Source organism: Streptomyces sp. NPDC030165 (assembly GCF_055573595.1).
Window position 1 is genome coordinate 256,292 of sequence record NZ_JBVIBD010000005.1, and the last position, 17,051, is coordinate 273,342.

General features: G+C 71.7%; 17 protein-coding genes and 1 pseudogene. 10 read left to right on the forward strand and 8 right to left on the reverse strand.

The annotated features are described in order from the left end of the window. Positions 1-16 precede the first annotated feature (16 nt). A complete protein-coding gene (gene mce, locus ACZ4Z1_RS12175) occupies positions 17-490 on the reverse strand; it encodes a methylmalonyl-CoA epimerase (RefSeq protein ID WP_468486476.1) in 474 nt (157 codons plus the stop codon). A 173-nt stretch (positions 491-663) separates the two neighbouring features. On the opposite strand from mce, the gene ACZ4Z1_RS12180 reads away from it, so the two are divergent. Then, on the forward strand, positions 664-1,839 hold the full coding sequence (locus tag ACZ4Z1_RS12180) for an acetyl-CoA C-acetyltransferase (RefSeq protein WP_468486673.1): 1,176 nt from the start codon (positions 664-666) through the stop codon (positions 1,837-1,839). Between the two features lie 51 nt (positions 1,840-1,890). Further along, positions 1,891-2,850: a methylmalonyl Co-A mutase-associated GTPase MeaB gene (gene meaB, locus ACZ4Z1_RS12185; RefSeq protein ID WP_468486477.1), complete on the forward strand. Its 960-nt coding sequence runs from the start codon at positions 1,891-1,893 to the stop codon at positions 2,848-2,850. A 107-nt stretch (positions 2,851-2,957) separates the two neighbouring features. On the opposite strand, the gene ACZ4Z1_RS12190 is transcribed toward meaB, so the two are convergent. Beyond that, positions 2,958-3,725 carry a PepSY domain-containing protein gene (locus ACZ4Z1_RS12190; protein WP_468486478.1) on the reverse strand — a complete coding sequence of 256 codons (768 nt, stop codon included), beginning with the start codon at positions 3,723-3,725 and terminating at the stop codon, positions 2,958-2,960. Between the two features lie 39 nt (positions 3,726-3,764). Between ACZ4Z1_RS12190 and ACZ4Z1_RS12195 the strand changes: the two genes are divergently transcribed. Further along, entirely contained in the window at positions 3,765-4,427 is a 663-nt protein-coding gene (locus ACZ4Z1_RS12195) for a response regulator transcription factor (protein WP_468486479.1), read from the forward strand. Beyond that, positions 4,420-5,829: a sensor histidine kinase gene (locus ACZ4Z1_RS12200; protein ID WP_468486480.1), complete on the forward strand. Its 1,410-nt coding sequence runs from the start codon at positions 4,420-4,422 to the stop codon at positions 5,827-5,829. The genes ACZ4Z1_RS12195 and ACZ4Z1_RS12200 overlap by 8 nt, the downstream gene beginning before the upstream one ends. A 3-nt stretch (positions 5,830-5,832) precedes the next feature. Here ACZ4Z1_RS12200 and ACZ4Z1_RS12205 read toward each other — a convergent pair whose 3' ends face one another. From ACZ4Z1_RS12205 to ACZ4Z1_RS12220, 4 genes are all read right to left on the reverse strand, one after another. Beyond that, a complete protein-coding gene (locus ACZ4Z1_RS12205; RefSeq protein ID WP_468486481.1) occupies positions 5,833-6,309 on the reverse strand; it encodes a MarR family winged helix-turn-helix transcriptional regulator in 477 nt (158 codons plus the stop codon). Between the two features lie 115 nt (positions 6,310-6,424). Further along, the gene (locus ACZ4Z1_RS12210; RefSeq protein WP_468486482.1) at positions 6,425-7,198 is read right to left on the reverse strand and encodes an AIM24 family protein; all 774 of its coding nucleotides are present in this window, start codon (positions 7,196-7,198) and stop codon (positions 6,425-6,427) included. Further along, a complete protein-coding gene (locus tag ACZ4Z1_RS12215; RefSeq protein ID WP_468486483.1) occupies positions 7,195-7,845 on the reverse strand; it encodes an AIM24 family protein in 651 nt (216 codons plus the stop codon). The genes ACZ4Z1_RS12210 and ACZ4Z1_RS12215 overlap by 4 nt, the downstream gene beginning before the upstream one ends. After that, positions 7,845-8,453: an AIM24 family protein gene (locus tag ACZ4Z1_RS12220; protein WP_468486674.1), complete on the reverse strand. Its 609-nt coding sequence runs from the start codon at positions 8,451-8,453 to the stop codon at positions 7,845-7,847. Before ACZ4Z1_RS12220 ends, ACZ4Z1_RS12215 begins: the two co-directional genes overlap by 1 nt. A 159-nt stretch (positions 8,454-8,612) precedes the next feature. Here ACZ4Z1_RS12220 and ACZ4Z1_RS12225 point away from each other — a divergent pair, with 159 nt between their 5' ends. Beyond that, positions 8,613-8,957 carry a DUF3817 domain-containing protein gene (locus ACZ4Z1_RS12225; RefSeq protein ID WP_361146373.1) on the forward strand — a complete coding sequence of 115 codons (345 nt, stop codon included), beginning with the start codon at positions 8,613-8,615 and terminating at the stop codon, positions 8,955-8,957. Next, the gene (locus tag ACZ4Z1_RS12230) at positions 8,954-9,259 is read left to right on the forward strand and encodes an MTH1187 family thiamine-binding protein (RefSeq protein ID WP_468486484.1); all 306 of its coding nucleotides are present in this window, start codon (positions 8,954-8,956) and stop codon (positions 9,257-9,259) included. Before ACZ4Z1_RS12225 ends, ACZ4Z1_RS12230 begins: the two co-directional genes overlap by 4 nt. A 19-nt stretch (positions 9,260-9,278) precedes the next feature. On the opposite strand, the gene ACZ4Z1_RS12235 is transcribed toward ACZ4Z1_RS12230, so the two are convergent. Continuing rightward, positions 9,279-10,277, reverse strand: coding sequence for an ArsR/SmtB family transcription factor (locus ACZ4Z1_RS12235; RefSeq protein WP_468486485.1), 999 nt, complete (start codon positions 10,275-10,277; stop codon positions 9,279-9,281). Positions 10,278-10,403: 126 nt separating this feature from the next. Here ACZ4Z1_RS12235 and ACZ4Z1_RS12240 point away from each other — a divergent pair. From ACZ4Z1_RS12240 to ACZ4Z1_RS12255, 4 genes and pseudogenes are all read left to right on the forward strand, one after another. Further along, positions 10,404-11,794 (forward strand): annotated as a pseudogene (locus ACZ4Z1_RS12240) (MFS transporter). Positions 11,795-11,837: 43 nt separating this feature from the next. After that, on the forward strand, positions 11,838-12,347 hold the full coding sequence (locus ACZ4Z1_RS12245; protein WP_468486486.1) for a MarR family winged helix-turn-helix transcriptional regulator: 510 nt from the start codon (positions 11,838-11,840) through the stop codon (positions 12,345-12,347). A gap of 53 nt (positions 12,348-12,400) precedes the next feature. Beyond that, positions 12,401-12,733, forward strand: a complete 333-nt coding sequence (locus ACZ4Z1_RS12250) for a DUF3817 domain-containing protein (RefSeq protein ID WP_468486487.1) — start codon at positions 12,401-12,403, stop codon at positions 12,731-12,733. Between the two features lie 161 nt (positions 12,734-12,894). Further along, a complete protein-coding gene (locus tag ACZ4Z1_RS12255) occupies positions 12,895-14,595 on the forward strand; it encodes an acyl-CoA mutase large subunit family protein (RefSeq protein ID WP_468486488.1) in 1,701 nt (566 codons plus the stop codon). A 54-nt stretch (positions 14,596-14,649) separates the two neighbouring features. Here ACZ4Z1_RS12255 and secD read toward each other — a convergent pair whose 3' ends face one another. Continuing rightward, complete coding sequence (secD, locus tag ACZ4Z1_RS12260) at positions 14,650-16,992, reverse strand: protein translocase subunit SecD (protein WP_468486489.1); 2,343 nt, start codon at positions 16,990-16,992, stop codon at positions 14,650-14,652. Between the last annotated feature and the right edge of the window lie 59 nt (positions 16,993-17,051).

Sequence of the window (17,051 nt, forward strand, 5' to 3'; positions counted from 1 at the left end):
CCGGGGAAGGGAAAGGTCAGTGCTCTGTCGTGGAGGTGGACGAGGAAGCGGGGCCGGCAGTTCCCTCGTGGGGGGCCGCGGTGACCAGTTCGGTCAGTACGCCGTGGCAGTCCTTGGGGTGCAGGAAGGTGATCCGCGAGCCCATGGAACCGGTGCGCGGCTGCTCGTAGAGCACCCGTACACCCTTGTCCCTGATGGCCTCGGAGTCCCCGTCCACGTCCGCCGTGCCGAAGGCGATGTGATGGACCCCCTCCCCGTTCTTGGCGAGCCACTTGCCCACCGCGGAGTCCGCCCGGGTGGGTTCCAGGAGCTGGAGGTACGAGGCGCCGCCGTCCGACGTATCGTTGATCTTCAGCATGGCCTCGCGGACGCCCTGCTCCTCGTTGACCTCGGTGTGGAACACCTCGAAGCCGTACGTGGCGCGGTAGAACTCGACGGTCGCGTCGAGGTTCTCGCAGGCGATCCCGATGTGGTCGATTCGCGTCAGCATGCCTCCAGTGCACCGCTCGCACGCGTGGTTACGCAACGTGCGCGCGATCACACCCGCAGCCCGGTGACCCGGCGCCTACCGCTCAGTACATTGACGGGAACCCTCGTTAACCTCCCTGTACAGGAAGGGCCGCGCTGATGTCGACAGCGAACGGTACGTCCAGCACCACCTCCGTGATCGTCGCGGGCGCCCGTACCCCCATGGGCCGCCTGCTGGGGTCCCTGCGCAGCTTCTCCGGCGCCGACCTGGGGGGCGCGGCCATCAAGGCGGCGCTGGACCGGGCGGGCATCGGCGGTGACCAGGTGCAGTACGTGATCATGGGCCAGGTGCTCCAGGCCGGCGCCGGCCAGATCCCCGCCCGCCAGGCCGCCGTCAAGGCCGGCATCCCCATGAGCGTGCCGGCGCTGACCGTCAACAAGGTCTGCCTCTCCGGCCTGGACGCCATCGCCCTCGCCGACCAGCTGATCCGCGCCGGCGAGTTCGACGTGGTCGTCGCCGGCGGCCAGGAGTCCATGACCAACGCGCCGCACCTGCTGCCCAAGTCCCGCGAGGGCTTCAAGTACGGCGCCGTCGAGATGCTCGACTCGATGGCCCACGACGGCCTCACCGACGCGTACGAGAACGTCGCGATGGGCGCGTCCACCGAGAAGCACAACACCCGCCTGGGCATCGGCCGCGCCGAGCAGGACGAGATCGCCGCGCGCTCCCACCAGCGGGCCGCCGCCGCGCAGAAGAACGGCCTGTTCGAGGCCGAGATCACACCGGTGGAGATCCCGCAGCGCAAGGGCGAGCCGGTCGTCTTCAGCAAGGACGAGGGCATCCGGCCGGAGACCACCGCCGAGTCCCTGGGCAAGCTGCGCCCGGCCTTCGCCAAGGACGGCACCATCACCGCCGGCTCGTCCTCGCAGATCTCCGACGGCGCCGCCGCGGTGGTCGTCATGAGCAAGGCCAAGGCCGAGGAACTGGGCCTGGAGTGGATCGCCGAGATCGGCGCGCACGGCAATGTGGCGGGGCCGGACAACTCGCTCCAGTCGCAGCCGAGCAACGCGATCCGGCACGCGCTGGGCAAGGCGGGCCTGGGTGTCGAGGATCTTGACCTGATCGAGATCAACGAGGCGTTTGCCGCGGTGGCCGTGCAGTCAATGAAGGATCTCGGGGTGTCCCCGGAAAAGGTGAACGTCAACGGCGGGGCCATCGCGCTCGGTCACCCGATCGGCATGTCCGGTGCCCGTATCGTGCTCCACCTGGCGCTGGAGCTGCGGCGGCGGGGCGGGGGTGTCGGGGCGGCGGCGCTGTGCGGTGGCGGCGGTCAGGGTGACGCGCTGATCATTCGCGTGCCGGGCAAGTGAGCCGGGCCTCGTCGGACGCGTAGCCGTAACCGAAGTGGGAGGAGCTGGGCCGTGGTGGACGTCCCCGAGCTGGTGGAACAGGCACGCCAGGGCCGGCCGCGGGCCGTGGCCCGGCTGATCTCGCTGGTCGAGGGGGCGTCCCCGCAGCTGCGCGAGGTGATGGCGGCGTTGGCTCCGCTGGCCGGCGGGGCGTACGTGGTAGGGCTGACCGGGTCACCCGGTGTCGGTAAGTCGACTTCCACGTCGGCACTGGTGAGTGCGTACCGGCGGGCGGGGAAACGGGTGGGGGTGCTCGCGGTGGATCCGTCCTCGCCGTTCTCCGGGGGCGCGCTGCTCGGCGACCGGGTCCGGATGTCGGACCACGCGTCCGACCCCGGTGTCTACATCCGGTCCATGGCCACGCGCGGGCACCTGGGCGGCCTGGCGTGGGCCGCCCCGCAGGCGATCCGGGTGCTGGACGCGGCGGGGTGCGACGTCGTCCTGGTCGAGACGGTGGGGGTCGGGCAGTCCGAGGTCGACATCGCGGGCCAGGCCGATACGACGATGGTGCTGCTCGCGCCGGGCATGGGGGACGGCATCCAGGCGGCCAAGGCCGGAATCCTGGAGATCGGGGACGTGTACGTCGTCAACAAGGCCGACCGGGACGGCGCCGACGCGACCGCCCGGGAGCTGAACCACATGCTCGGGCTCGGCGAGGCGCGGGCGCCGGGCGACTGGCGGCCGCCGATCGTCAAGACGGTGGCCGCGCGGGGCGAGGGCACGGACGAGGTCGTCGAGGCGCTGGAGAAGCATCGCGCCTGGTCGGAGGAGCACGGGGTGCTCGCCGAGCGGCGGCGGGTGCGGGCGGCGCGCGAGGTCGAGACGATCGCCGTCACACGGCTGCGGGAACGGATCGGGGACCTTCGGGGGGACCGGCGGCTGTCCGTGCTGGCGGAGCGGATCGTGGCGGGAGAACTGGATCCGTACGCGGCGGCGGATGAGCTGGTGGCGGGGGTCACGGGGGAGGAGTGACGGCTTCGCGGGGACTCGCGTGCGCGCCCCGCGTCCGGTGGCGGGGGGCTTTCACCAGCTGAGCCCCGCCGCGGTGCGGCGGGGCCCGTGGGGAGTTTCCCGGAGGGTCAGTCGTCCTGGCCGTCGTTGTCGTTGTCGTCGGTGTCCTGCGGGGCGACCGTCACCTCGGCCGTCTTCGGGTCGACGTCGAGCCGGTGCTCCTTGCCGTCCTTGGTGACGGTTTCCACCTCCCAGGTGGGCGTGGAGCGGTGGTCGTCGTCCAGGTCGACCGAGGTGACCTTGCCGTACGTGGCGGCGGCCTTCTCGGCGGCCCGGGCGGCGTCGACGGTGACGCCCTTCAGTTCGGAGCGGGCGTGCGAGACGCCGTGGTCGTCGTCACCTTCGTGCTCCACGTGCTGGTTCAGGACCTTCGCGTCGCCGGCGTCGAGGGTGACCTCGTGCCACTTGCCGTCCTTGCCGAGGATGTCGGCCTCCCAGACCAGGCCGGGGCGGTCCTGGTCGAGGTCGAGGCCGGTGACGGTGCCGGGGACGGCCTTGAGGGCGGCTGCCGCGGCCTGCGGGGCGGAGACGGACGCCGCCTTGGCCTCCCGTGCGTCCTCGTTGACGTCGTCGTCGGGGACGCTGACGCTGGAGCGCGGCGTGGACGACGCGGCCGACGCGGCCGACGCGGACGGCGAGGACGGCGAGGACGGGGCCGCGGAGCCGCCGCTGAAGGCGACGGCGGTGGCGGTGCCGCCGCCGATGAGGGCGGCCGCGGCTACGGTGGCGATGACGATGTTGCGCTTCATCTCGGTTCGTTCTCCCCGGTTGGTGAAGTGGTGCTCGATGACGTGATCCACCGTGGCGCAGGCGAGCTGAAGGGAAGCTGAAGTCACCTGAAGGGCTCTTCAGGTACGGGGTGGCATCGTGTGCGTATGCGCCTGTTGATCGTGGAGGACGAGAAGCGGCTGGCCTTGTCGCTGGCCAGGGGACTGATGGCCGAGGGGTACGCGGTCGACGTGGTGCACGACGGCCTGGAGGGGCTGCACCGGGCGGGTGAGGGCGCGTACGACCTGGTGATCCTGGACATCATGCTGCCGGGGATGAACGGCTACCGGGTCTGCGGCGCGTTGCGTGCGGCCGGCAACGAGGTGCCGGTCCTGATGCTGACGGCCAAGGACGGGGAGTACGACGAGGCCGAGGGGCTGGACACGGGGGCGGACGACTATCTGACGAAGCCGTTCTCGTACGTGGTGCTGGTGGCCCGCGTCAAGGCGTTGCTGCGGCGGCGCGGGCGGACGGCGTTGCCGGTGTTGCGGGTGGGGGAGCTGAGCATTGATCAGGGGGCTCGGCGGGTCGAGCGTGCCGGGGTGGAAGTGGTGCTGACCGCGAAGGAGTTCGCCGTGCTGGAGCAACTGGCGCTGCGCGCGGGGGACGTGGTGTCGAAGGCGGAGATCCTGGAGCATGTCTGGGACTTCGCGTACGAGGGCGACAACAACATCGTCGAGGTGTACGTGAGCGCGCTGCGACGGAAGCTGGGTGCCGCGGCGATCGTGACGGTGCGCGGTGCCGGGTACCGGCTGGTGTCCGGTGCGTAGGGTTTTCGGAAAGGTACGGGTACGGGCGGCGCTGGGCGCGTCGCTGGTGGTGGCGCTCGCACTGGTCGCGGCGGGGACGGCGCTGTTGCTGGTGCTGAAGGACAATCTGGTGGGGCAGGCGGACCTCCAGGCGGAGAACGCCGCGCGGGAAGTCGCCACGCAGATCGCGACCGGCAAGCCGTACGAGAAGCTGGATCTTCCGGACGGGGACGAGCGTCCGGTGGTGGTGCTGTCCGAGGACGGACGGGTACTGGCGGCGGGCGAGGACGTACGGGCGGTGGACGGGAAGGCCGTGACGGAGCGGCATCCGTCGGCGGCACAGCAGCCGGGCGGTTCCGGTTCCGGCGACGATGACGACGACCGGGAGATCAAGCCGGGCGAGGTCGAGGACGAGGCCCGGCACAGCGGCGGTACGGCCACGGTCGGGCACCGTAGCGCGGACTACCGGTTCGCCACCGTCGAGGCCAAGGACACGCAGGGCGGCAAGGCCGTGGTGCGGGCGGGGGCGCCGCTGGCGACGGAGCGGGAAGCGGTGGGGTCGGTGCGGACCGTGATGCTCATCGGGCTGCCGTGTCTGCTGGTGGTCGTGGCGGGGGTGACCTGGCTGGTGACGCGGCGGGCGCTGCGGCCGGTGGAGGGGATCCGGCGGGAGATGGCCGTGATCACGGCGAGCGCGGATCTGTCGCGGCGGGTGCCGGAGCCGGGGTCGCGGGACGAGATCGACCGGCTGGCCCGTACGACCAACGAGACGCTCGGCGCGTTGCAGGCGTCGGTGGAACGGCAGCGGCGGTTCGTCGCGGACGCCTCGCACGAGCTGCGCAGCCCGATCGCGAGTCTGCGGACGCAGCTGGAGGTGGGCATCGCCCACCCGGAGCTGCTGGACGCGGAGGGGGCCGTGGAGGACGCCGTACGGCTCCAGAACCTGGCGGCTGACCTGCTGTTGCTGGCACGGCTGGACGCGGGGGAGCGGCCGGCGGACACCCGGATCGACCTGGCGGCGCTGGTGCGCGAGGAGGTCTCGCAGCGGGTGGGGGACCGGATCGCCGTGCAGGTGGGGGAGCTGGACGGCGTGGAGGTCGCCGGGTCGCGGAGCCAGGTGGGGCGGGTGCTGGGGAATCTGCTGGACAACGCGCAGCGGCATGCGGAGGGCGCCGTACGGGCGAGTGTGGTGCGCGAGGGGGAGTGGGCCGTGCTGCGGGTGCAGGACGACGGGCCAGGGGTGCCGCCGGAGGAGCGGGAGCGGATCTTCGAGCGGTTCGTACGGCTCGACGACGCCCGCAGCCGCGACGACGGCGGGGCCGGTCTCGGCCTCGCCATCGCCCGCGACGTCGCGGAGCGGCACGGCGGCACGCTGGCCGTGCGGGAGGGCTCGGTGTTCGAGCTGCGGCTGCCGGCGGGGTAGCCGTCAGACCTTGCCGCGGCGGCCCCGGAGGTGTTCGGCCACCGGGGTCAGGGAGGTCCGCAGGGACTCCAGGTCCTCGGTGGTGAACAGGTCGATGAAGTGCCGGCGTACGGACGCGACGTGGTGCGGCGCGACCCGGCGCATGGTGTCCCAGCCCTCGTCCGTGAGCACCGCGTACAGACCGCGGCGGTCGGACTCGCAGCTCTCACGGCGTACCAGGCCCGCGTTCTCCATGCGGGTGATCTGGTGGGACAGGCGGCTCTTGGACTGCAAGGTGGCGGCCGCCAGGTCGCTCATGCGCAGCCGCCGGTCCTCGGCCTCGGAGAGGTTGACCAGGATCTCGTAGTCGTTGTTGGTCAGTCCGAACGGCTGCAGGTCGCGCTCCAGCTGGTGCATCAGCAGCCGGCTGACGTCCAGGTGGGTACGCCAGGCTCGCTGCTCCTGCTCGGTCAGCCAGGGAGTGTCGCTGTCGGTCGTCATGAATGAATTCTACCCGTGAAAGTTGAATATCGAATTAGTCATGGCTGTGACATGGCTCAGGCGCTCGGTCGGGCGCTTGCTCAGACGTTCGAGGTCACCGTCCGCAGACTACCGCTCACAGCCCGAAGCGGCGCTGGAGGCCCCCGAGCCCGCCGGGCAGCTGCGGCAGTTGTGAGCCACTTTGGCGAGTTGCCTCACCCCCGCCCGGCACCCCCGCCTCGGCCGCGACCTCGCCCGTCGCCAGCTCGGGCATCAGCTGTTCGGTGGATTGCAGCAGCACCGTGCCGGCCCCGACGAACTCGAACTGGTGCTCCTCGCCGGAGACCCCGCCCAGGCCGGTGTGCGCCCGTACGCCGCCGAGGAACCCGCGCAGGTACTGGTGGTCGTAGTGGTGGCAGGGCGAGGGGCAGTCGGCCCAGCCCACCAGGGCCTGCGGGTCCACCCGGATCGGCGGCTCCATGAAGACCACCGGGCCGTTGGAGGCGGCCACGAACTTGCCCGTGCCGATCAGCGTGAGGAACCCCGGAATGATCGACTGCTTCAGCGACAGAGATGGCTGAAAGGCGAGCAAGTTGCCCGAGCGAATGGTCAGATTGCCCTCTTCCAGGTCGTAGGAATTGACGTCGAACGCCCGGTCGGCGAGGAGCATCTTGCCCTGGCCCTCGGCCACCACCCAGTCCGCGGCGTGCAATGGCGAATGGAAACTGTGGGCGACCAGGCGGTCCAGCGCGCCGTGTCCGATGCCCTGGAAGTCGATCCGCCCGTAGTAGGCGATCATCTTGCCCTTCTGCAGGAACCACTGGCCGTTCAGGTCCACGCTGAAGGTGTACTCGTTGACGTTGTCGTCCGAGGGGAGCGTGTGGGGGTCGAGAACGACGGGACCGGTCACAGTTTCTCCTCCGACGCCTGTACGTAGACGGTGCCCTGGCCGGACAGCTCCAGCTGGAACGCTTCCCCCGAGCCGCGGCCGACCATGTCGCGCCAGCCCAGCGCCGTGGAGAGCTTGTTGCGGACGTCGCCGCGGTGCGCCACGTACGCCTGCGGGTCGACGTGGACGGGCCGCTGCGGGGTGATGGGCAGCTCGATGACGCCGCCGTGCGCCATCACGGCCACCGCGCCCTGCCCCTTGAGGGTCGTGGTGAACAGGCCCTGGCCGGTGACCTGACCGCGCACCATGCCCATGACGCCGCCCTGCGACCCCATGAACATCGTGCCCTGCTGGAGCGTCCCGTCGAAGGCCAGCAGCCGGTCGGCCTCGACGTAGAGGGTGTCGCCGGAGAGGTCCACGACGTGGACGTGGTGGCCGCCGTGCCCGAAGAGGACGGTGCCACTCCCCTCCACGGTCATCAGCGGCGTCGCCTCGTTGGCGATCCGCCGGCCGATCATCGAGCCGATGCCGCCCTGGCCGCCCTGGATGTTCGGGGTGAAGCTGACGTCGCCCTGGTAGGCGAGCATCGCGCCGCGCTGGCTGTACATCCGCTGTCCGGGGCCGACCTGGGCGCGCACCATGCGCGAGTTGACGAGCGTGAACGGCATCAGACCTCCCCGCCGATGGTGTTGCGCTCGCTGGGCTGTACGTACACCAGGCCCTCGCCCTCGAAGCGGATCTGGAAGGACTCGCCGGAGCCTTCCCCTATGAAGGTGCGGAAGTTCACCCCGGACTGGAAGTGCTGTTTGAGGTCGCCGGTGTGCGCGACGTACGCGCCCGGGTCGACCTGGAGCGGGTACTGCTTGGTGACGCGCAGCACCACGGCGGGCCCGTCGGAGACGATCGCGGCCTGGCCGCTGCCCTCGACGGTGGTGGTGAACAGGCCGTTGCCCTGGGAGGCGCCGCGCAGCCCGGTGAAGGTGGTGCCGGTGCGCAGCGACGCGTCCGTGCACAGCAGGTTGCTGGCTTCCACGTACAGCTTCTCGCCGTGCAGCCGTACGAGGTTGATCTCGCTCGCGCGGTCGGCGAAATAGCAGGTGCCGTGGCCTTTCACCTCCATCACTTCCATCTGTTCGCCGGTCAGCCGGCGGGTCACCATGCCGCGCAGCCCGTCACCGCCGCCGGTCATCTTCTTGAACGTCATCTGGCCGTCATAGGCGACCATCGCGCCGTTCTTCGCCTTGACGGCATCGCCGGTCATGTCGACGGCGAGCACTTTGCTCCCCTGGAGCCGAAACTGAGCCACGGGATCGAAGGTAACCGGCGCACCGACCCCTGAACAGTGATCCTTTGCGGGCCTGCAACAATGGTGACGCCCTTGTGAAATGCCGCACAAGCGCATCGTGCCGCCACCTGCCACCCGAACGAGGTTCCCGTGGACATCAAGACCGCTTCCGCCCTGCGCCGGCTCCGCCTGGCGTCCGTACCCGAAGCCGCTTCCTGGTTGCTGCTGATCGTCTGCACCATCCTGAAGTACACGACCGACTTCAACGCGGTACCGGTCCTGGGCCCGGTGCACGGCGTGCTGTTCATCCTGTACGTGCTCTTCTGGCTGGACGCCTGGAACCGCACGAAGTGGTCCTTCGGGACCGCCGCCCTCTACTTCGTCCTGTCCATCGTGCCGACCGGCGGCTTCATCGCGGACCGCCGCCTCAAGCGCGAGGCCGAGGCCACCGTCATCGCCGCCCGCGCCCGCCGCGAAGGCGTGGTCAACGCATGATCGTCGCCTTCTCGGTCAGCCCGCTGGGCGTCGGCGAGGACGTCGGGGAGTACGTCGCCGACGCCGTACGGGTGGTCCGTGAATCCGGGCTGCCCAACCGGACGGACGCGATGTTCACCTCCGTCGAGGGCGAGTGGGACGAGGTCATGGACGTCGTCAAGCGCGCCGTGGCCGCCGTCGAGGCGCGGGCCGGGCGGGTCTCGCTCGTCCTGAAGGCCGACATCAGGCCCGGCGTCACCGACGGCCTGACCTCCAAGGTCGAGACCGTCGAACGCCACCTCGCGGCGGACTCCGGCAGCTGAGGGCCGCGCGTACCCGCGCTCAGCGCGGCGGCGTACCGCCCGCGCTGAGCGCGATCCCCAGCGGCGTCCGCTCGTACAGCACCTGGTGCCCGTGCCGGCGCGAGGTCAGCAGCCCGGCGTCGCGCAGCACCGACAGCTGCGCCGACACCGACGACGGCGCCAGGCCCAGCCGCTGCGCCAGCGCCGTGGTCGACGCCGGCTCGTCCAGCGCGGTGAGCACCGCGGCCCGGTTCACGCCGAGCAGCCGGGCCAGCGCCGGGCCCGACTCCGGCTCCTGCCACAGCCCGCCGATGCCGCGCGCCGGATAGATGACGGTGGGCTGCCAGTGCGGCTCGTAGGCGCTCACCACGTCGGGCCACACGAAAACGCTCGGCATCAGCAGCACACCCCGCCCGTCCAGGTCCTGGATCTGCAGGAACCGGGCGCGGGTACGGACCGTGAGGGTGCCGCCGGACCACGTGATCCGCGGGCCGAGGTCCGCGAACAGCTTCTCCAGCCCGTCGCTCGCCAGCTGCCGCGACCGGTAGGCGACCTCGGCCTCCAGCAGGGCGCGCAGCCGCGGCCAGTCCGGGGCCAGCAGCGCGTGCCAGGCCCGCTCGGTGGCGTCGGCCAGCTCCTGTACGGCGCCGGCCGGGTCCGCCAGCAACGCCCGGCCCCGCGGGGACTCGGCGGCCCCCGGCGTACAGGCCAGCGACTTGGCCAGCTCCGCGCGGGCGAGGACGGGATCCGTGGCCCGTACCCGCGCCAGCTCCTCCTCGAAGGGAGCGAGCGACGACTCCGGCGGCGGCCCCAGGAAGTCGGGGGTGTAGCCGGGCTGCGGGGACGGCATCAGCAGCCACAGCGCGGTCAGGTCCAGGCCCGCCAGCGCCGCGCGCATCCGCCGCAGCCAGGGCAGGTGATAGCCGTGCCGTTCGGTGCGTAACAGGGTCCGTACGGCTTCGTGGGTCTCGCACAGCGGCGAGATGGCGAAGCGGATGCGCAGCAGGTCCTCCGCGCCGAAGCGCATGTCCAGCGGCATGGCCGAGGCCCCCCTCTCCTCCTACCTGCACTACCTTCACTCTTCCCACCGGAGGCCGGTTCCGTCATGGATTCGGCCGCCGGCGAATGACTGGGGCCCGGTGCTCCGGCCCGGCACGCTGCCGCCATGCCCTCACCCGCCGGCCCTTCCCGACCTTCCGGGCCCACCGAACCTGTCCTCCCCTCCGGGCCCGCCGGCCCCTCCAAGCCCGCCGCCACCGGATACCGCGCCGTCTTCGCCGTCCCCGAGTTCCGCCACGTCTTCGCCGCGCACCTCCTCTCCTCCCTCGGCGTCGTCGTCTGCGAGATCGCGCTGTCCGTGCTGGTCCACCGGCTCACCGGCTCACCGGGTCGCCGCTGCTGAGCGCGCTGACCTTCGCGCTCGGCCTGCTGCCGTACGTCATCGGCGGCACGCTGCTCTCCGCGGTCGCCGACCGCTACCCGGCCCGCCGTGTCCTCGTCGTCTGCGACCTGCTGTGCGCGGGCTGCGCCGCCGCGATGGTGGTCCCGGGCACGCCGGTCGCCGTACTGCTGGCACTGCGTTGCGCGACCGCCGCCATCGCCCCCGTCTTCGCAGGTACGCGGGCCGCGACGCTCGGCGACGTGCTGGGGGAGGGCGACCTGTTCGTCCTCGGGCGCTCGCTGATCCGCATCGTCAACCAGAGCGCGCAGCTCGGCGGTTTCGCCGCCGGAGGACTGCTGCTGGCCGCCGTGACGCCCGGTGCGGTGCTCGCCGTCACCGCCGGTACGTTCCTCGGCTCGGCGCTGCTGCTGCGCCTGGGCACCCGCGCCCGCCCAGCGCGCGACACCTCCCCCGGCGCGCTGCTGGCCGCCTCCCTGGCCGGTACCCGGCACCTGCTGTCCGACCGCCGCATCAGGGCCCTTCTCCTGCTGATCTGGCTGCCCCCGACGTTCGTCGTCATCCCCGAGGCACTGCTCATCCCGTACGCAGACCTGCTCGGCACCGGCCCGGCGGGGGCCGGCCTGCTGATGTGCGCCATGCCGGCCGGTGCGATCACCGCCGAAACCCTGGCCGGCACCTTCCTCGGCCCCCGGGCCCGCGCCCGCCTGACCTTCCCGATGGGCGTCTTCTGCGTCCTGCCGTCCCTCGGCTTCGCCGCCCGCCCCTCGCTCGGCTGGTCGGTGGTGCTGCTCGTCCTGACGGGCACCGGCATCGCGTACAACTTCGGCGTGGACCGCTGGTTCGTGGCCGCCGTACCCGATCCCCTGCTGGGCCAGGCGATGACGGTGATGCAGGCGGGCCGCATGACGATCATGGGCCTGGGTATGGCCACGGCGGGCGCCGCAGCCGAGTACGCGCCCTTGCGGGTGGTGATGCCGGCCGGCGGGGTGGTGTGCGTGCTGCTGGTGGTGGGCGAGGTGCGGAGGACGCGCCCCCGAGCCAGGTCCGGGAGTTGCTCCGGTACGACCGGCCAGGCAGGTTCCCGCCCGAGGGGGGCTCCGCGGAGCGCGAGCCCGCGATGTCAGCAGATGATCCGCCCGGGTACCGAAACCTGAGACAGGGCTGACCACGATATGGCTGGCCGGTAGGGTCGAAGGCGTGCCGAAGCCGCTCAGTCTTGCCTTCGATCCCATCGCCCGTGCCGACGAACTGTGGCAGCGGCGGTGGGGAGCCGTGCCGTCCATGGCCGCGATCACTTCGGTCATGCGGGCCCATCAGATCCTGCTGTCCGAGGTGGACGCGGTGCTCAAGCCGTACGGGCTGACGTTCGCGCGGTACGAGGCGCTGGTGCTGCTCACCTTCTCCAAGGCGGGGGAGCTGCCCATGTCGAAGATCGGTGAGCGGCTGATGGTCCACCCGACCTCGGTGACCAACACCGTGGACCGGCTGGTGAAGTCCGGGCTGGTCGACAAGCGGCCGAACCCCAACGACGGGCGCGGCACGCTGGCGTCCATCACCGAGCAGGGGCGTGAGACCTGTGACAAGGCCACTCGTGACCTGATGGCGATGGAGTTCGGGCTGGGGGCCTACAGCGCCGAGGAGTGTGCGGAGATCTTCGCGATGCTGCGGCCGCTGCGGGTCGCGGCCGGTGATTTCCAGGACGGCTGATCCGTGGTAGGGGCGGCGAAGATCGCCCCGGAACGGGCGGTTACGCTCGGGGCATGAAACGAAGCGTGCTGACCCGTTACCGGGTGATGGCCTACGTCACCGCCGTCATGCTCCTCGTCCTGTGTGCCTGCATGGTGGCCAAGTACGGCTTCGGTACGGGCAAGGACCTCACGCTGGTGGTCTCCCAGATCCACGGCGTGCTCTACATCATCTACCTCGTCTTCGCCTTCGACCTGGGGTCCAAGGCGAAGTGGAAGTTCGGCAAGCTGCTGTGGGTGCTGATCTCCGGCACGATCCCGACCGCCGCCTTCTTCGTCGAGCGCAAGGTCGTCCGCGAGGTCGAGCCGCTGGTCGCGGACGGTACGCCGCAGCCCGCCAAGGTCTGAGGCAGCCGCACGGCACGGCCGCCGGGCCCGGACCGGCGGCCCCCCGTACTGTCCCGTAGGCCGTCCCGTACCGCCGTTCCGTAGCCCCTCGGGGGGTTGTCCGGCGGCTCGCGGCCTGCTGCCATCGACAATTACTAGGACGTCCTAGTAAATTTGTGGGTATGGACGCTGACGCGATCGAAGAGGGCCGCCGTCGCTGGCAGGCCCGGTACGACTCCGCCCGTAAGCGGGACGCGGACTTCACCACGCTCTCCGGCGACAGCGTGGAGCCGGCGTACGGCCCCCGTCCCGGCGACACGGTCGAGGGGTTCGAGCGCATCGGGTGGCCGGGTGAGTACCCCTTCACGCGCGGGCTGTACCCGACCGGCTACCGCGGCCGTACGTGGACCATCCGCCAGTTCGCGGGCTTCGGCAACGCCGAGCAGACCAACGAGCGGTACAAGATGATCCTCAAGGCCGGTGGCGGCGGTCTGTCGGTCGCGTTCGACATGCCGACCCTCATGGGCCGGGACTCCGACGACCCGCGCTCGCTGGGCGAGGTCGGCCACTGCGGTGTCGCCATCGACTCGGCCGCCGACATGGAGGTCCTGTTCAAGGACATCCCGCTCGGCGACGTCACGACCTCGATGACGATCTCGGGACCGGCCGTCCCGGTCTTCTGCATGTACCTGGTCGCCGCCGAGCGCCAGGGCGTCGACCCGGCTGTCCTGAACGGCACGCTCCAGACGGACATCTTCAAGGAGTACATCGCGCAGAAGGAGTGGCTCTTCCCGCCCGAGCCCCACCTGCGCCTGATCGGCGACCTGATGGAGCACTGCGCGCGCGGCATCCCCGCGTACAAGCCGCTCTCGGTCTCCGGCTACCACATCCGCGAGGCGGGCGCGACGGCCGCGCAGGAGCTGGCGTACACCCTCGCCGACGGCTTCGGGTACGTGGAGCTGGGCCTCTCCCGCGGCCTGGACGTGAACACCTTCGCGCCCGGCCTGTCCTTCTTCTTCGACGCCCACCTGGACTTCTTCGAGGAGATCGCGAAGTTCCGGGCCGCCCGCCGCATCTGGGCCCGCTGGATGCGCGACGTGTACGGCGCGACCAGCGAGAAGGCCCAGTGGCTGCGCTTCCACACCCAGACCGCCGGCGTCTCGCTGACCGCCCAGCAGCCGTACAACAACGTCGTCCGAACAGCCGTGGAGGCACTGGCCGCGGTCCTCGGCGGGACGAACTCCCTGCACACCAACGCGCTGGACGAGACCCTCGCCCTGCCCAGCGAGCAGGCCGCCGAGATCGCGCTGCGCACGCAGCAGGTGCTGATGGAGGAGACCGGCGTCGCCAACGTCGCGGACCCGCTGGGCGGCTCGTGGTTCATCGAGTCGCTGACCGACGGGATCGAGGCCGACGCCGAGAAGATCTTCGAGCAGATCAAGGAGCGCGGCACCCGGGCGGTCCCGAACGGCGACCACCCGATCGGCCCGATGACCTCCGGCATCCTGCGCGGCATCGAGGACGGCTGGTTCACCGGCGAGATCGCCGAGTCGGCCTTCCGCTACCAGCAGGCGCTGGAGAAGGGCGAGAAGAAGGTCGTCGGCGTCAACTGCCACCACGGCTCGGTCACCGGCGACCTGGAGATCCTGCGGGTCAGCCACGAGGTCGAGCGCGAGCAGGTACGGGTCCTCGCGGACCGCAGGGCGGCCCGGGACGACGCGCGGGTGCGCTCTTCGCTGGCGGCGATGCTGGACGCCGCGCGCGACGGCGGCAACATGATCGAGCCGATGCTGGAGGCCGTACGGGCCGAGGCCACGCTCGGCGAGATCTGCGACGCGCTGCGCGACGAGTGGGGTCTGTACACGGAGCCCGCGGGGTTCTGACGACGGTACGTACCGGGGGCGGGGCCGTGCGCGGTCCCGCCCCCGGGTGCCGTGTCAGACCACCGCGCCGTTCCCGGTCCTGGCCTTGTCGCGCGGGCGGGCGGCGGGTGCCTCCGGGGCCGGGCGGCGGCTCTCCAGGACGACGGCGGCCGGGGTGGCCGTGAAGACCGTCGAGGCGATGCCGAAGAGGACGCCCGCGAGCAGCGCGACGGAGAAGTCGGCCAGTGAGTCGCCGCCCAGCACGGCGAGGGCGGCGAGGACGAACAGGGCGCCCATGCCGGTGTTCACCGTGCGGGGCACGGTCTGCACGATCGCCCGGTCGGCGAGGCGCGCGAGCCCTTCCGGGCCGCGCGCGGTCCGGTCGCCCTTGGCGGCGCGCCGCAGTTCCCGTACGCGGTCGAAGAGCACCACCGTGTCGTTGACGGAGTAGCCGACGACGGTCAGCAGTGCCGCGAGGAAGACGCTGTCCACGGGCTTGCCCAGCCAGGCGAACAGGCCCACCACCAGGACGACGTCCTGCACCATGGCGAGCACCGCCGCCGTCGCGAACGTCCAGCGGAACCGGATGCTCAGGTAGATCAGCTGGGCGGCGACCGCGATGCCCAGCGCGATCAGCGCCTTGCCGCGCAGCTCGCTGCCCATGCTGGGGCCGATCAGCTCGTCCCGCTCGACCTCGACCGTGCCGCCGGGTGTCCGGAGGGACGTACGGATACGTTCCTGCTCGGTGTCGGTCAGCTGCTCGGTCCGTACGGCGATGCCGCCGTCGCCCGACTCCTGGACGACCGCGCGCGGGAACCCCGCCTCCGAGACCGCTTCGCGCGCGGTCTCGGCGTCCACCGTACGGCTGGTGCTGTACTCGACGAGCCGGCCGCCGGTGAACTCCACGCCGAACTCCAGGCCGCGCACGCCGATGCCGGTGACGGCGAGCAGCAGCAGACCGGCGCCGATCCCCAGCCAGGTGCGGCGGCGCCGCATCAGCCGTGGGTCGCGGCGGGCCAGCCACCGCCGCACCCGGCCTTCGGAGGCCATGCCGGTGATCGCGGGCCGCCGCCGTACGGGCCCGCGGCGCACCGCCCACCCCGCCAGCACCCGGGTGATGACCAGCGCGGAGACCATCGAGGCGAGCACACCGATGGACAGGGTGACGCCGAAGCCCTTCACCGGCCCGGTGGCGAAGAAGAACAGCAGGCCGGCGGCGAGCAGGGTGGTGACGTTCGAGTCGACGATCGCGCTCCACGCCTTGCCGAAGCCTTCGCGCAGCGGGCGCCGCAGGTCGCCGCCGGAGCGGGCCGCGCGCCGCGCGTACTCCTCCCTGGCCCGCTCGAAGACCAGCACGTTGGCGTCCACCGCCATGCCGATCGCCAGCACGAAACCGGCGAGGCCGGGAAGGGTGAGGGTGGCGCCCAGGGCGACGAGCACGGCGTAGGAGATCAGTCCGTACGCGGCGAGGGCCACCGTCGCCAGCGCGCCCAGCAGCCGGTAGACCACGATGACGAACGCGCCGGTGCACAGCAGGCCGATGACCGCGGCGGTGGCGCTGGCCTTGATCGCGTCGGCGCCCAGCGTCGGGCCGACGGTGCGCTGTTCGACGACCTCGACGGGCACCGGCAGGGCGCCGCCCTTGACGAGGGCCGCCAGGTCGCGGGCCTCGGTGTCGCTGAACCCGCCGGTGATCTGGGCGTTGCCGCCCGCGATGCCGGTCCCGCACGGCACGCTCTGCTGCATGCCGGGGGCGGAGATGACCCGGTCGTCCAGCACGATCGCGACCCGCCGGGCCGGATCGCCGGGCGCCGCGCACGCCGCCTGGCCGGTGACCCGTGCCCAGGCGTCGGCGGCGGCGCCGCGGAACGCCAGGTCGACGGTCCAGCCGCGCCCGCCCTGCGTGTCGAAGACGGCCTCCGCGTCCTTGACGCCCTCGCCGGTCAGCGCGGGCGCGCCGAGCCGGAGGGCCTGGCCGGGCGCGTCGGGGTCGGGCAGGGTGCGGGTGCGGTCGCCCTTGGCCTTCGCTTCCGGGGTGCCCTTCGGGTCCTGCGTCGTGCCGAGTACGGGATGGAAGGTGAGCTGCGCGGTACGGCCGATGACCTCGACGGCCTCCTTCGGGTTCCGGACCCCGGGCAGTTCGGCGACGATGCGCCGCTCACCGGAGCGGGACAGCGACGGTTCGGCGACGCCGAGCGCGTCGACCCGCTGCCGCAGCACCTCCAGGGCCCGGTCGGTGGCGGCGGAGTCGGCGCGGGTGGTGGGCGAGTCCCGGGTCTCCAGGACGATCTGGGTGCCGCCGCGGAGATCGAGTCCGAGACGGGCGGGGGTGGTCAGGGCGAAGAACAGCGACACGGCGACGACGGCGAGCGCGATCAGCGCACGCCAGAGCCGCCGCGACGGAGCACGGGACGGCATGGGTCTCCCCTTCAGGGATACGGAGGCGGGGCGCCGACGGCCGCGCGCACCGGGCCGCG